Source organism: Halovenus rubra (genome assembly GCF_026586665.1).
Lineage (GTDB): Archaea > Halobacteriota > Halobacteria > Halobacteriales > Haloarculaceae > Halovenus > Halovenus rubra.
Genome location: NZ_JAODIY010000004.1, coordinates 285,732 through 299,016, shown reverse-complemented (window position 1 = coordinate 299,016; position 13,285 = coordinate 285,732). Strand labels below are relative to the sequence as shown.

The 13,285-nt window shown below is 52.3% G+C and carries 15 protein-coding genes; 11 read left to right on the top strand and 4 right to left on the bottom strand.

Annotation, left to right across the window (positions count from 1 at the left end):
- Positions 1-85: 85 nt before the first annotated feature.
- Complete coding sequence (locus N5098_RS03815; protein WP_267636367.1) at positions 86-583, bottom strand: FlaD/FlaE family flagellar protein; 498 nt, start codon at positions 581-583, stop codon at positions 86-88.
- 153 nt (positions 584-736) lie between these two features.
- On the opposite strand from N5098_RS03815, the gene N5098_RS03810 reads away from it, so the two are divergent.
- The 6 genes from N5098_RS03810 to N5098_RS03785 all read left to right on the top strand — a co-directional run bounded on the left by N5098_RS03810 (position 737) and on the right by N5098_RS03785 (position 6,438).
- Entirely contained in the window at positions 737-1,639 is a 903-nt protein-coding gene (locus tag N5098_RS03810; RefSeq protein ID WP_267636366.1) for a ParA family protein, read from the top strand.
- A complete protein-coding gene (locus N5098_RS03805; RefSeq protein WP_267636365.1) occupies positions 1,636-2,490 on the top strand; it encodes a chemotaxis protein CheW in 855 nt (284 codons plus the stop codon). Before N5098_RS03810 ends, N5098_RS03805 begins: the two co-directional genes overlap by 4 nt.
- A gap of 55 nt (positions 2,491-2,545) precedes the next feature.
- The gene (locus tag N5098_RS03800; protein ID WP_267636364.1) at positions 2,546-2,959 is read left to right on the top strand and encodes a hypothetical protein; all 414 of its coding nucleotides are present in this window, start codon (positions 2,546-2,548) and stop codon (positions 2,957-2,959) included.
- A gap of 345 nt (positions 2,960-3,304) precedes the next feature.
- Entirely contained in the window at positions 3,305-4,615 is a 1,311-nt protein-coding gene (locus tag N5098_RS03795; RefSeq protein WP_267636363.1) for an NAD(P)/FAD-dependent oxidoreductase, read from the top strand.
- A gap of 92 nt (positions 4,616-4,707) precedes the next feature.
- Entirely contained in the window at positions 4,708-5,952 is a 1,245-nt protein-coding gene (locus tag N5098_RS03790; RefSeq protein ID WP_267636362.1) for an NAD(P)/FAD-dependent oxidoreductase, read from the top strand.
- A gap of 75 nt (positions 5,953-6,027) precedes the next feature.
- The gene (locus N5098_RS03785) at positions 6,028-6,438 is read left to right on the top strand and encodes a DUF7124 domain-containing protein (protein ID WP_267636361.1); all 411 of its coding nucleotides are present in this window, start codon (positions 6,028-6,030) and stop codon (positions 6,436-6,438) included.
- 26 nt (positions 6,439-6,464) lie between these two features.
- Here N5098_RS03785 and N5098_RS03780 read toward each other — a convergent pair whose 3' ends face one another.
- The gene (locus N5098_RS03780) at positions 6,465-7,436 is read right to left on the bottom strand and encodes an alpha/beta hydrolase family protein (RefSeq protein WP_267636360.1); all 972 of its coding nucleotides are present in this window, start codon (positions 7,434-7,436) and stop codon (positions 6,465-6,467) included.
- A 188-nt stretch (positions 7,437-7,624) separates the two neighbouring features.
- Here N5098_RS03780 and N5098_RS03775 point away from each other — a divergent pair, with 188 nt between their 5' ends.
- Complete coding sequence (locus N5098_RS03775; RefSeq protein WP_267636359.1) at positions 7,625-8,158, top strand: DUF5815 family protein; 534 nt, start codon at positions 7,625-7,627, stop codon at positions 8,156-8,158.
- Between the two features lie 18 nt (positions 8,159-8,176).
- Here the strand turns inward: N5098_RS03775 and N5098_RS03770 are convergent, their stop codons facing one another.
- Positions 8,177-8,407, bottom strand: coding sequence for an Lrp/AsnC ligand binding domain-containing protein (locus tag N5098_RS03770; protein WP_267636358.1), 231 nt, complete (start codon positions 8,405-8,407; stop codon positions 8,177-8,179).
- Positions 8,408-8,518: 111 nt separating this feature from the next.
- Between N5098_RS03770 and N5098_RS03765 the strand changes: the two genes are divergently transcribed.
- Both N5098_RS03765 and N5098_RS03760 read left to right on the top strand, forming a co-directional pair.
- On the top strand, positions 8,519-9,202 hold the full coding sequence (locus tag N5098_RS03765; protein WP_267636357.1) for a potassium channel family protein: 684 nt from the start codon (positions 8,519-8,521) through the stop codon (positions 9,200-9,202).
- A 2-nt stretch (positions 9,203-9,204) separates the two neighbouring features.
- Entirely contained in the window at positions 9,205-9,435 is a 231-nt protein-coding gene (locus N5098_RS03760) for an Lrp/AsnC ligand binding domain-containing protein (RefSeq protein ID WP_267636356.1), read from the top strand.
- Positions 9,436-9,473: 38 nt separating this feature from the next.
- Here N5098_RS03760 and N5098_RS03755 read toward each other — a convergent pair whose 3' ends face one another.
- On the bottom strand, positions 9,474-9,974 hold the full coding sequence (locus N5098_RS03755) for a DUF5813 family protein (protein WP_267636355.1): 501 nt from the start codon (positions 9,972-9,974) through the stop codon (positions 9,474-9,476).
- A gap of 245 nt (positions 9,975-10,219) precedes the next feature.
- On the opposite strand from N5098_RS03755, the gene N5098_RS03750 reads away from it, so the two are divergent.
- Both N5098_RS03750 and N5098_RS03745 read left to right on the top strand, forming a co-directional pair.
- Positions 10,220-12,193, top strand: coding sequence for an ABC transporter substrate-binding protein (locus tag N5098_RS03750; protein ID WP_267636354.1), 1,974 nt, complete (start codon positions 10,220-10,222; stop codon positions 12,191-12,193).
- Between the two features lie 117 nt (positions 12,194-12,310).
- Positions 12,311-13,285 carry an ABC transporter permease gene (locus tag N5098_RS03745; RefSeq protein ID WP_267636353.1) on the top strand — a complete coding sequence of 325 codons (975 nt, stop codon included), beginning with the start codon at positions 12,311-12,313 and terminating at the stop codon, positions 13,283-13,285.

Sequence of the window (13,285 nt, the reverse complement as noted above, 5' to 3'; positions counted from 1 at the left end):
TTACTGAGACGGTAATTGTGCTCGCTCACCTATCAAGGTTCGCAAACTCAAGACGGAATTTATCAAAAAGGGAGTTCAGTCGTTTTTATTCCATCGACGCAAGCTTGCCAATGTAGACGAGGCTGAGCAGGTGGTCGTCAATATCAAGTTCAGTCCCCTCCGTGTTGGCTGTCTCGCCGAGCCCGAGCATGTAGTCGTTCAGCGTGGAGGCACAGTCATCGGTAATCCATTCAACAGACGAGTAGTAGTCAAGTGCTTCTATCGCTCCCTGATAGCCTGCGTGAAGGATGAGAAATTCGAGCCATTCGAAGATAAGATTCTCTGCAGCGTAATGCTCGGGGAGACCGTTGAGGTACGGTTTCGATGCATCATTCTGGGCCTCAAGCGGGAGTAACTCACGGTAGAGTCCTGCTCTAAATGAACTGGTCGCGTCTCCGGGAGAAGACGTACCGGAATCGACTCCACTGGACAGCCCGATATCGGATTCATCGACATCACGGGTTCCTTCGCCCGCCTCGCCGCCACGCTCACGGGCCATCTTCCGGAGTTCATTTAAATCGTAATCGCTCGGGTTGATGCTCATTGTCGATACTATTGTATCCTAGTTGTTGTAAATGTTGTTAGTCCGTCAGACAGAGGGCTGACGCGAAATGGGGAAATGGCTGTGTGGCTTTCTTTTGTATGAAAATTGGGAACGTATTTTTATTACATCCCATCCCGTCGTTACCCACAGGAGATGATGACAGGTGACGATAACGGGCCATCCCGTATCTGTGTGACGAATGCCAAGGGCGGGACTGGCAAGACAACCATCGCCATTAACGTCGCCGGGGCACTGAACCAACGCGGTCGAGACGTGTTGTTCGTCGACATTGATCCGCAAGGGAACGCAACTGAAGGACTAGGACTGTTGGATGCGTACGATGCTTCGCCACCGACGCTGTTCGACGTTCTTACTGACGCTGACCAACGGGCGAGTGTCTCAGACCTTATTGTTGAACATGAGGAGATGGACGTGTTACCGTCCAATATCGACCTACTACATGCGGAGCACGAACTCACACTGGCCGACGTAATTGCACGGTTACAGAACAGCGGAGAGACAGCGGCAATTGATGCGCTTGAGGATTTGACACTCAATATAACAGCTTCGGATATCGAAGGACCCCACGCTCTCGACGTGTTATCAAATACACTTGCACACGTCGAGGACGAATATGAGTATGTTGTCGTCGATTCGCCCCCGTTTTACGGCAAGCTTACCGATGCAAGCATCTACGCGACCGGCAACGTGTTGGTTCCGGCGCTGACTGAGGCGACATCTGAACGGGCAATCGAGTTGCTGATGCAGCAAGTGGCTGCTCTCGAAGACCACGTTGACACGACAGTGAACACAGTCGGTGTCGTGGCCAACCGTGTTGAACAAACAAATGAAGATGAAATGATGCTTGAGTGGCTCAACGAGGTATACCCTGACACGCCTGTCTGGGAGGTCCGCAAGCGTGTCGCATTACAGCGAGCGTTCTCGTCAGGGAACTCAGTGTTCGAGTATGACCCCTCTGTCGATATGGCCGACGTATTTGCGGAAATCGCGGAGACACTCGATACCAGGTTCGACCGACCCGAGGTAAAACCATGACTGATAACGAAGATGAGCGACTGGACCGGGCGAAACGGATCAGAAAGATGCGCGAAGGCGACGACAACCGGGAAGAAAAAACGGAGGACACCCAACCAACACAACAAGACGAGCCCAGCGAGGACAATACCGGTGGAGACGCCGGTAACGATGAACAGAGTGGAAACGACAACAGTGAATCCGGGGAAATGGACAACCCAGAGCAAGACAACTCGGCTGAATCCACAGAGACTGCCCCAACAGAGACAGAGCACGAACAGACAGCCAAAGCAGATGACGATATCAGGGCCCCCCTGCCCGAGACCGAAGAGCTCGAAGACGCGCTTGAAACGTCGGAAGCAAACGCTGAAACAGCAACGCCCGAAGAGGTTGCAGGTACTGGGACCGCCGCGTCATCGGGGATGCTTGATGAGCAAGAAGAACACGAGGAAGAAACGCGTGTCCTCGAGTTCCAACTCGGAGACGAGTTTTACTGTCTTGATATTGATTATATCGAAGAGATTGTCAAAGAGGAGACAATCACACGCGTCCCGAATACACCAAAGTACGTAGAGGGAGTCGTCGACTTGCGGGGCCAGATAACGACGATTCTCAACCCAAAGGTAACAATCGAAAAAGAGGACACAACCCCGGGTGGACTCATCGTCGTCTTCGACTCAGAGTCCTTCGAAGATCAAGGTCACATCGGTTGGGTTGTCGACGATGTTCGGCAGGTGTCACCGATAACAGATGAGGAGGTAAGCGAGCCGCCGGTTCAGGAGGCGTATATCAACGGTGTCATCGACCGGGACGACGAAGAGCAGTTTGTCATCTGGACAAATCCCGAGATGGCGATGAAAGAAGCCGAGTGAGGCTTCTCGCCGGAGACCGTAACCGTTTGGCGTGCTGACTACCAATGTATCTGTCATGGCCGAGTTTAATCTTCAAATAAGCGTTGCCCCCGACGAAATCGACGACTCTCTCGAGGAGTACCTCTCCCCGCATATCAAGGGAAACGAGGATGTACAGCTTGAAGAATCCGAGTCGTCGCTTGACTCAGAGTCCGAGGCCGAAGCCGTCCTCGAAATCGAGGATGTGAATCTATTTGGGCGACTGTACGAGAAACTACGGGATAACGATGACCCCCTTGAAATCGGTCTCTGGGGGCCAACAGCCCAGCGGTACCCGGTACCAGTCCAACATTACGCACTCCAGCAGATACCGAACCCTGATGCCTTCGATTTTCATGCAATCGACAGCAAAGTCACACTCGTTATTGCTGACTCCCAACAACTTGTTCAACAGCTCCGACAGGAAGTACCGCCGCCAGCACTCGGCTAACTGAGTACGGAGGCAAGTAGTTACAACCAGTTCTCGGGCAGTTCGTTTTCATGGTCGGTTACAGGTTCTAGTCGTGACCTGATTTCGTCAACTTTCGGTCTCTTTTGGACCTTGTTCAATGTTCTATATTACTCAATAACGCGGGTTTAGCTAGCTACGGGAGTTGAGTCCCTCAGCTAACCGCCTTTCTTTAAAAACTTGATTCGCCATGTTCAAACAGACGATGGGTTCAGAAAGATGCGAAAATCATTGATAATTTGGCCATTTGGGCAAGTGAGTGAACGTCAGCTGAGAGAGTAACAGAACACACAAGACATATCCACGAGACATCAGAATTATCCTGCAATGATAGGCGTCGTTGGCGGCGGTATTGCCGGACTGACAGCGGCTCATAGACTCCAAAAACAGGGGTACGATGTAACTGTCTTTGAAGCGAGCGAACAGGTGGGTGGGCTCGCTGCAGTGTATGAGACGGCAGGTGATCCAATCGAGAAATTCTATCACCATCTCTCAAAATCTGAAGAGACAATCGTCGAGTTAGCAGAGGAAATTGGACTCGGCGAGGACATCGAGTGGCGGATTGGAAAAAATGCTTACTACGCCGACGGAACCGTTCACCCGATGGATACACCCTGGCAGATTCTCGCATACCCGCATCTGAGTCTCTACGATAAGTTCCGTCTTGGGATGCTGGTGCTAGGTATCGACGTTCGGGGTGGACGACCGACACGTAAAACGTACGAAGAGTTCACTGATTTCGACGACGTGCCGATCAAACAGTTCCTACTTGAACATACAAGCAAAGGCGTCTTCCAGAACTTCTTTTTGCCACTGCTTGAAGCAAAGTTCGGCAATCGCTGGGAAGATGTCAGTGCTGCGTGGTTGCTCGGACGGGTACAGTTCCGGGGCGAACGAGACATATTACGCGGAGAGATTCTTGGGTATCTCGACGGTGGATTCGGCCGTCTCCTCGATGCGCTGGTCGACTCGGTTGGACAAGAGAATATCCAGACTGGCACTCGGGTGACCGGGTTAGATGTACCAGACGGCGCAGTCGAGACGCTTACGACACAACAGAAAAATAGCGGGGAGACACAGCACGACGTTGACGATGTTGTCGTGGCGGCGATGCCGAACGTACTGGAGCAGTTAACTGGCTATCCCTGCGATATCGAGTTCCAGGGCACAATCTGCTCGGTCCTAAGCCTCTCGGAGCCGTTGACAGATACGTACTGGGTCAACATTGCTGACGACGCGCCATTTGGCGCGCTCATCGAACACACGAATTTTGTTCCGACCGAGCGCTACGGTGGCGAGCACCTCCTCTATGTTGCCCGTTACATCCAAGACCTCGACTCGGAGCTGTGGAATGAAACCGATGAAGCTGTCGAACAGCGGTGGCTCAACGGAATTGAAGAGTTGTTCCCCGAATTCAATCGCGATACAGTCAACTGGATTCAGACAGCGCGAAATCCTCGAACAGCGCCGGTGTACGAGCGAGGCTATCTCGATATGGTTGTCCCCTATGACCTGAGCGAGGCAGTTGGAGACGGACTCTACTACGCTGGCATGGCGAGCCGTGCACAGTACCCGGAACGGTCACTCAATGGTGGTATTGTTGCTGGCTATGAGTGCGCCGCGCGGATAGCGGAGTAGCAGTAGAGATGACTCAGATGTGGGACGAACCTCATAATTGATGAGAAAGATATAGCAATCCACATTAAGCCCCACCCGTTAGCTCCGAGTATATGAGTACGTCGCACGTGATCGTCGGCGACGGGATTGCCGGAAGTTCGGCCGCAGAAACACTCCGGGAAGAAGACCCCGACGCGGAGATTACCGTCCTCACGGACGAGGGAGAAGCGCTATACAACCGCATTTTGATCAAGGAGTTTGCAAAAGGGAAACTGCCCGAAGCACCGATTTCGATTCATGAGCCTGAGTGGTACGAGGAGCGTGACATCGAGCTTGCGTTGAACACCTACGTAGAAACGGTTGACCCCGATACGAACTGTATCGAGACTCATGAGGGAGAAACGTACGAGTATGATACGCTCCTCATCGCAACGGGCGGAACCCCCGCTCAGCTCCCTGTCGAAAACTCGGATGCTGATGGTCTCGACCACTTCTGGACGTTCCAAGATGCTCGGCGGATACGTGAACATGCCGACAACGCCGAGACCGGAATTGTTGTCGGTGCCGGGCTGCTCGGAATCGACCTCGCCGCAATCTCTGGTGCACAGGGTGTCGAAGCAAAATACCTCATGCGTGGAAACCGGTGGTGGCGGTACGCATTATCGCTTGAAGGGGCCGAGATTATTCACGATGCACTCGAAGAGAAAGGCGTGACGCCGGTATTTGACTCCGGTGTTGACCGGTTCGAACTCGACGATGAGGGTGCAATTGAGGCGGCAATCACACCCGATGGCGACCGCTACGAGGGCGATTGGGCTGGCGTTGCTATTGGTCTCAATTTCAACACTGAATGGCTCCAAGGCTCAGGTGTCGAGTGTGACAATGGTATTATCGTCGACGAGCATATGCAAACGAACGTCGATGATATCTACGCTGCAGGAGACATCACGCAGTTCTATGATGTAATTCTTGACGACCGTACCCAGAATGGTGCGTGGGGATCGGCCAAAGAGCAGGGAAGCGTCGCAGCACAGAATATGGTTGCCGACAGCGAGCAAGAAGAATTCCGCTGGGTGCCAACCTACTCGATTACTCACTTTGATTTCCCATTCCTCTCGTTTGGCCACCCGACAATCGGCGAGGAAGACGCAGAACAAAAGTATTCGGAGACTGAATGGCGGCGGCTGGCATTCAAAGACGGCAAGCTGGTGGGAGGTGTTCTCATCGGCGATCTGTCCCAGCAATCGACGTTCAAGAAACTCATCCGTGAAGAGTGGGTCGTCGCAGACAAAAAAGAACTCCTCCTTGAGGAGGATGTCGACCTCGACAAAGTGGAAGGCACGATTCAGGCAGACTAGCCAAGACTCCCGAAATCGCGTTCTACGTGCCGACAGACCGACGGCCTTTTTTCACCGCGAAGCCGATATATGTCCATGAACAGCGGCAATGGCGATATGACCCTCGCATTCGAGTTGGAGGCACTCAAGAAGCTACGAAACCCTGACAGTGTGTTTACAGACTCGCGCCAGTGGACCGAGTATGTGGGTGTCATATCGGACAAACCAACCTACGTCGTGACGAACTTTACCCGAAAGCACCGTATTCGACAAGACTTCTTTTCGGGACCTCGCACCCGTGAGGAGAGCCTGAACAATATCAAAGCACAGTTCGACAGCGACCGACACGTCTTCGTCGGTACCACTGATGAGGACGAACAACTTGCCGAAGAGACAGACTGGGAGTATGTCGATGTCGAGGCAGCAGCACAGGCCGCAGACTGGCAACTCTCGCTTGAAGAAGCGACAACTGAAGTCGAAGAAGAATCTCACGACGATTGGCCATAAGCCTTATTTTCGACAGTGTCTCGTTGTTATTCGGTTCCCGATTCTGGTTTGTACTGTTCTCGATGAATCACAACTTCTTCGTTCTCGTTTAGCCGAAGTGTGACCACGATTTCGTCTCCAGTTGGGTCAAATATTGTTGTGAAATAATTCACCGATGGAAGCGTGTCAGATTCCTTTGACCAGACCGTGCTCTCTTCTTGAAGACTTGCCGAGTATGCGACTAGTTCTTTGGCTTCAATGTCACCAGCACCTGAGATATTGATTCTTGCTCTTTCGGCTTCTCGGTCGAATTCGACCCCGTCAATAATCTGGTACTTTTCGTTGTCAACTGGCTTGCCTCCAGGTACGTCCGCTGGCTTCTGATACGGGAGAAATATTTTCCAGTCACCATCTTCAGTTAGCACAAGATTTTGGAATGTTGTTTCGTTTGTCTCGCCGTTCGTCGTTGTCTCCATGGTTATCTCGACGAGAGTCACTTCCTCACCTTCGAGGACTTCTGACAGAGTCTTATCGGTGTTCTGGAACCAGAACTCAATGGTGTCTGTCTTTGTGATATCTTCGGTATCAAAGGAGGAGTCTACAATCTCGCTGTCGTATGACTCAAGGTTCTGGTCAAGCTGTGCCTCCATATCCTCATCAGAGAGGTTGTACGGGTGGGAGGCGTGCAAGTACTTCGTGGCCTCCTCTATGTTTTTTTGCTTGATTGCATTCAGATAGCTGTCGACGACAGCAAGAACCTGCTCTTGTTCGCTCAGCTTTGTTTCGTCGTCGCTTCCACTTGCGTCATCAGGTTCGTTGTTATCTGGCGTCTCTGTTGGCTCAGCAGTTTCGGTCGGCTCCGGCGTCGGTGTGTTTTCCGTGGGTGCCTCGGTTGGGGTGTCATCATCCTCTGATTCCGAACCGTTACTGTCGTCGTTACTATCGTCACCGCCAATACAACCTGCGAACAAACCAGTGCTTGCCGCGGTTAGCGCTGCCAAATACTGTCTCCGTTGCATAGCAATGCGTATTGCCTGGATACGGTTAATAGCGGTTTGCTGTTTCAGACGTAGAAACGCTTGGTCGTGGGCGTGAGGTTGTCAAAAGCGATACAGAGGTGTCGAATGCATGCGGGACGGTCATTGTAAAGCGTTAACAGGCAAATCAATTCACTGGCTTTATTCGCGGCTAGCCTGTAGCGTGAGTCATGCCAGAACCAGGAATTCCGGGCGAGTCGGGGGACCAGATGGAACTTCCCTGCGGAGAGGTCGTCCACCCGACAGATTTCGATATTGGGATGCGAGAGTTCCACTGTCCCTGTGGTGACATCCACGCACTCGTCACAGACGTACACCCACTTGCACGGTTCGTCCCCGAGTTCCTCGTAGGGACGCTGCGGGAAACAATTTCGACCGACGATGATTTCGAGGAGTTTGGAACACCACACGCACTGGCAATGGCCGCCGAAGAGTTCCCTGATAAAGTTGAAAGCGCCGACTGCTCAACGGAGGGCAGTGTCGGATACGCCCTCATCTGGATTTCAACGTTCAATTCACGCCGCCTTCACGAGGTCGTCGTCGAGTTACTTCTCGAATTGATGGAACATGCAGTCAGTCACACAGAAAACGAGCAAATCAGCGATGAGTTTGAGGCATACATGGCTGATTTCGAACTCGAAACCTTTGTTGAGCTTTATCGAGAAGAACGAGAGTTCGAAACGGAACACGATACGGCCATCTAATACCGAGAATAAACCGCGTTACTCAAGACAGATATAGGTCCGCGTATCAGCGACCCCATCAAGTTCGTTTAAATCGGTTGCAACCGCGTGGATAACCTCATAGACCTCTTCTCCCTCGGCTTCGACGATGATGTCGTACTGCCCTGCAACGACGTGGGCGTCAAGTACAGCGTCCATCTCGCGGATGCGGTTCTGCAGGTCAGCTGACTTTCCAGCTGCCGTTTTTGCCATAATAAATGCCCGGACCATACTACCTTTATCGTTTGTCGTACCGTTTCAAAAGTGTTCCCCCGTTCGTGACACCATGAGACAGTTGAAATGGAGGATAGCTTTATTCCCCCGGTCGTTGTACACAGAGATATGCGATTCGTTATTGTTGGCGCAGGGCGTGTAGGTCTCCGGACCGCCCGTGCAATCCGCGAGAGTGACCACGAGGTCGTCATCGTCGAGGCGGACGCAGAGATGGCAGGCCAGGCTCAGAGAAACAGCTTCGACGTTATCGAGGGGGATGGTGCTATCGAGGAAACACTCGTAGATGCCGGTATCGCCGAAGCCGACGCGCTTGGAGCGTTGACCGGCGACCTCAACACCAACTTCGCCGCCTGCACAATTGCCAACCATCACGACTGTAGAACCGTGATGCGAATCGATGAGGACTACAGAGAAGACATTTACCGCACGTATGTCAACGAAGTGGACGAGGTAATTTACCCTGAACGGCTGGGCGCAATCGTCGCAAAGAACGCATTGATTGGTGGAAATATCCGCGCTATTGCCGACATCGAGCAAAACCTGCAGCTTGTGGAGTTCACGATTAACGACTCCTCACCAATGCATGGCTACTCGCTGTCGGAACTAGAGTTGCCGGGAAAAGCTGAACTTCTAGCCATCGGAACGAACGGTGACCCACTCCGCGTTCCAACAGCAGATGATACGCTAGAGGTTGGGACGCAGCTTGTCATCCTCTCAGATTCGGACAAAATGGATGACGTCAGAAGTATTATTGTCGGAGAAGGCGGGCAGACAGCGCTTGGAGGTGCATAAACATGGTCACAGCCTACATTATGGTGAAAGCCCACACAGGAGAGGCGGACAGACTCAAAACAGATATCGAGGCGGTTGACGGTGTCGAGCGAAGCCACATTGTCGCTGGCGATGTCGACCTTATCGCCGTTGCAGATGTCGGGTCGCCAGCCGCAGTCAAAGATATCGCAGCCACAGAGGTTCAGTCTATTGAGGGTGTGAGTAGTACACAAACCTATATTGCGATGGATTAGCGATTGAAGTTGTCATCGAGCACGGCACTACCGTCCTGTTACAACGGTGTTCCGCTGTTTTCTCCTTGACTCGCGTTCGAAAGGAGGTTTGAGACGGGCGAGACATACTCATACCCCGGCACAATTCCTTCAACGTACGTGCCCTCGACGTACTCGGCAAACGTTTTGCAGATGTCAGGCCCCACAGTAGGGTCCGGGCGTGTAAACCGATATTGGATTGAAACTGTCTCACCTTGGTCAGTGACCTGTATCTCGTCAAGCTCGACGGACGTGCGGGTTGCGTTGGGTGCATCAGCGAGTCGCCGTTCGAGCGTTTCGAACCAATCTGTCTGGACAGTTTGCCCAACATCGTCTGCAGTCGCAGCCGAGAGACTCGGTGCCACAATATCAACGGTGTACTGAAAACCATCTGGTTGTTCCGTTGTTGTTACTGTAACATCGAACACGACGGTCGAAAGTCGATAGCCGGTATCTGCTTGTTCAAATGCATTGTGGTGTGATAGATTTCGGTCCGCGGATGAGCGTTCTGCGTCGGTCATCAGTGGAGTAATCGGGCCGAACCTGCAAAAATGTGCTGAAAAACCGATAAAAACCATACTTCAGGGAGAAACATCTGTGTGCGTACCCAAAGGAATAACCGTTATAAATATGAGTAAAAATTGATTTTGAGTATTGATAGACCGCCCGAACGCACAGTTCTGTAAGGGTTTTGCATAGAGAGATACCCTTTAACATGGGAGAAGGAGTCACAAGGTTTTTTTACATGGTCGATTACTCGGGTAACATGCGTCCAAATGACAAAGACAAGAATCGGTACCTCAATCGACGCCAGTGGATGGCAATGGTCGGTATTGGCGGAGCCACCGGCCTGGCCGGCTGTCTAGGCGATGGAGATGACGGGGAAGATGGCGACGACGGGGAAAATAACGAAAATACTGGAGATAACAACGACGGTGAGAGCGAAGACGGAAACGACGGCGACGACGAACAGGGAGTCGACACTGGTGACGAAGACGAAGGGTCAAGCGGCGAAAATGTCGACGAGTTGCCAGAGCCATCCGGAAGCTACGTGACTGCACAGGGAACTACGTTCTCAACGCTAAACCCACTGTACAACACAGAAGACGGTGCTGGCACCGCAATCGCCCGTGCCCTCGACCAAGGATACTACTTTGCTCCAGACGGGAGCCGTAAACCACACCATTACGAACTGAACACCGATGATGGTGGAAAGGTCTGGACGTTCAAACTCCGAGAGAATCTGCAGTTCAGTGACCCGTACGGACAGGTCACCGCCGAGGACTACGTCTACCAGATTCAGGAACTCCACCAGTCCAGCTGGGCAGCAACCGCAGACTCAACGTCGTGGCCCAGTGAGATTACCGTTGAGCAGACCGGTGAATTCGAGTTCCAGGCCGAGCTACCGAGTGCACAGTTGCTCTGGCCCGAATCGTTCGACCCATTGCTGTACCCTGTACCAAAGGCCCTCCTGGAGCCGTACGTGATTGAGCAGGATACCCAAGGTCTCCGACAGGACGAGGAGCTACTGGAACTGCAGTTCACCGGCAACCTGGGTCCGTTCACTCTGGATACGTGGGAGCGCTCGGGCGGGACGCGCTACTCACGAAACGAGAATTATTACATGCATGACCACACTGAGGAAAACGAGCTATTCGAAAAGAGTCCGTACTTTGAGAGCGCGGAGATTCAGGTTATCAAAGAGCAGTCCTCACGTCTCGGTGCGCTAGAAGCCGGAGAGATTGATGCTGCTGGTATTCCGCCCGAACGGGCCGAAGAGTTCCAGAGCAAAGACTCCGTGTCAGTGTACGTCTCCCCGCAGCCGTACAACGAAGTGCTTTCCGTAAACATGCGTGACAACGGGTGGAGTGCCGGTCCCGGAAACTTGTTCCGGTACAACAAGTTCCGACAGGCAATGGCTGCTGCAATCGACAAAACGCTCATCACCGACGGTGTACTTCGTGGCTTCGGTACGCCACATTACACCTGGCAGCCACAGTGGTCCAAGTGGTATCCGAGTGACCGCGAAGACGAGATTCCGAAATTTGGAACGGAAATTTATGGAAAGGAGCCAGCGATGTCGCGTGCCAAGGAAGCCTTTGCTGAGTCCGAATACGACTACGGCTTCGACGGCGACACGATGGTCACACCGGAAGGCGACCAAGTTACACTGTCTTGGATTAGCGGCGCTGGCGTCGACACGAGGAACAAGATTGCTGAGGTTTGTGTTCAGGAACTCGAAAAGAACCTCGGAATGTCCATCAACCTAGAGCTAATCAACCCAACGACATACGACCAGAACTATTTCCAGACACCGTCTGATGGTGAGCCAACCGAAGCAGAGAGTATCGATGCGTCGTGGGACGCAGGTCGATTCAATGCAGGTCCCCGAAGCGTGACTGCATCGGAGGACTGGGATATGGCAAATGTCTACGGGCTGAACACCTATCCCCGTAATCCGATTCCATCAACCGCGTTCTTCGATGGACCAGAGGCCTACTTCAACGCTGTGGGATACTATCCAGACTTCAACGCGAAAGAACTCTATGACAAAGCGGAGTCGGCAGGAAGCCGGGACGAGCTGAAATCGATTATGGGAGACATCTTCGTCAATGTCGCACAAGAGCAGCCCTATATCATGCTGGCATTCGACGACTCAATTAGTGGCTACGACCCTGAGATTGTTGGACCGACCGAGACGTTCACAACCTGGCCAGTCTCGACGTACTACAGGGAGTAACACAATCTCTCCGTAACGTCAAGTAATTACCCACGATACAAACGTTTCGATACCACGATACCCGTAATACTCAAATATGGGCTAGACACATCCTAACATGATAACAAAACTCTAACAATGGGAATGGCACAATACATCTCCGCACGTATCGTTTACGCCGTGGTAGTATCGATGATTATCGTTACTGCCTCGTTTTTGCTCCTGTATTTCTCTCCAAACCCGAATATTCAGGCAGCAGCACAACAAGCAGCGCTCGGAGGGGAAAACCCTGAAGAAGCAGTCGAGCGGGTAAAGGAAGCCCGCGGGCTCAATGACCCAATACACGTCCAGTACATGCAGTTCGTTGAGAACGTGTACACGCTTGATTGGGGGTGGTCCGAAACCAGGAGTGAACCAGTGACGGATGCGATTGTCTCCTCGTTTAAGTACACGGCGCAGTATTCAGTCCCCTGGACGGTGTTGTCAGTGCTGATAGCACCAACCCTTGGAATCTATTCAGCGTCACGTATGTACACTTGGAAAGACCATCTAGCAACTGGGTTCGCCTTCTTTGGGTATGCGATTCCGAATTTCTTCTTCGCAATTTTATTAGTGCTAGTATTTGGCGTATGGTTCGAAATATTCCCCATAACATACGACACAACGGTGCCGATATTAAGTCTCGAGAATGCTTGGCAACTGGTCTTACCAGTCTTTGTTCTCGTGACTGGGTCGATAGGTGGCACTATGCGAGTTGCAAGAAATGAGTCGGCCGAGTTTATGAATGCCGACTTCATGAAGACAGCGAAAGCAAAAGGTGTCAAACCAACACGACGGTACACCCACCACGTACTCCGGCCAACACTGGTTCCGCTGTCAACATCGCTGGTTAGTGCGTTGTTCGCACTGTTTGTGGGGGCATCAGTGTTAGTCGAGGAAGTCTTCGCGATACCGGGACTTGGTCGTCTTCTAGTGCAGTCGATCATCTCACAGGATACAAGTCTCGTCCTCGGAACAACACTGGTGTTCACGTTCGTCGGGGTAGTCGGAAACCTCGTCGAGGACCTCGTGTTTACCATGATAGACCCGCGGATTAGCTACGACGACAGATAA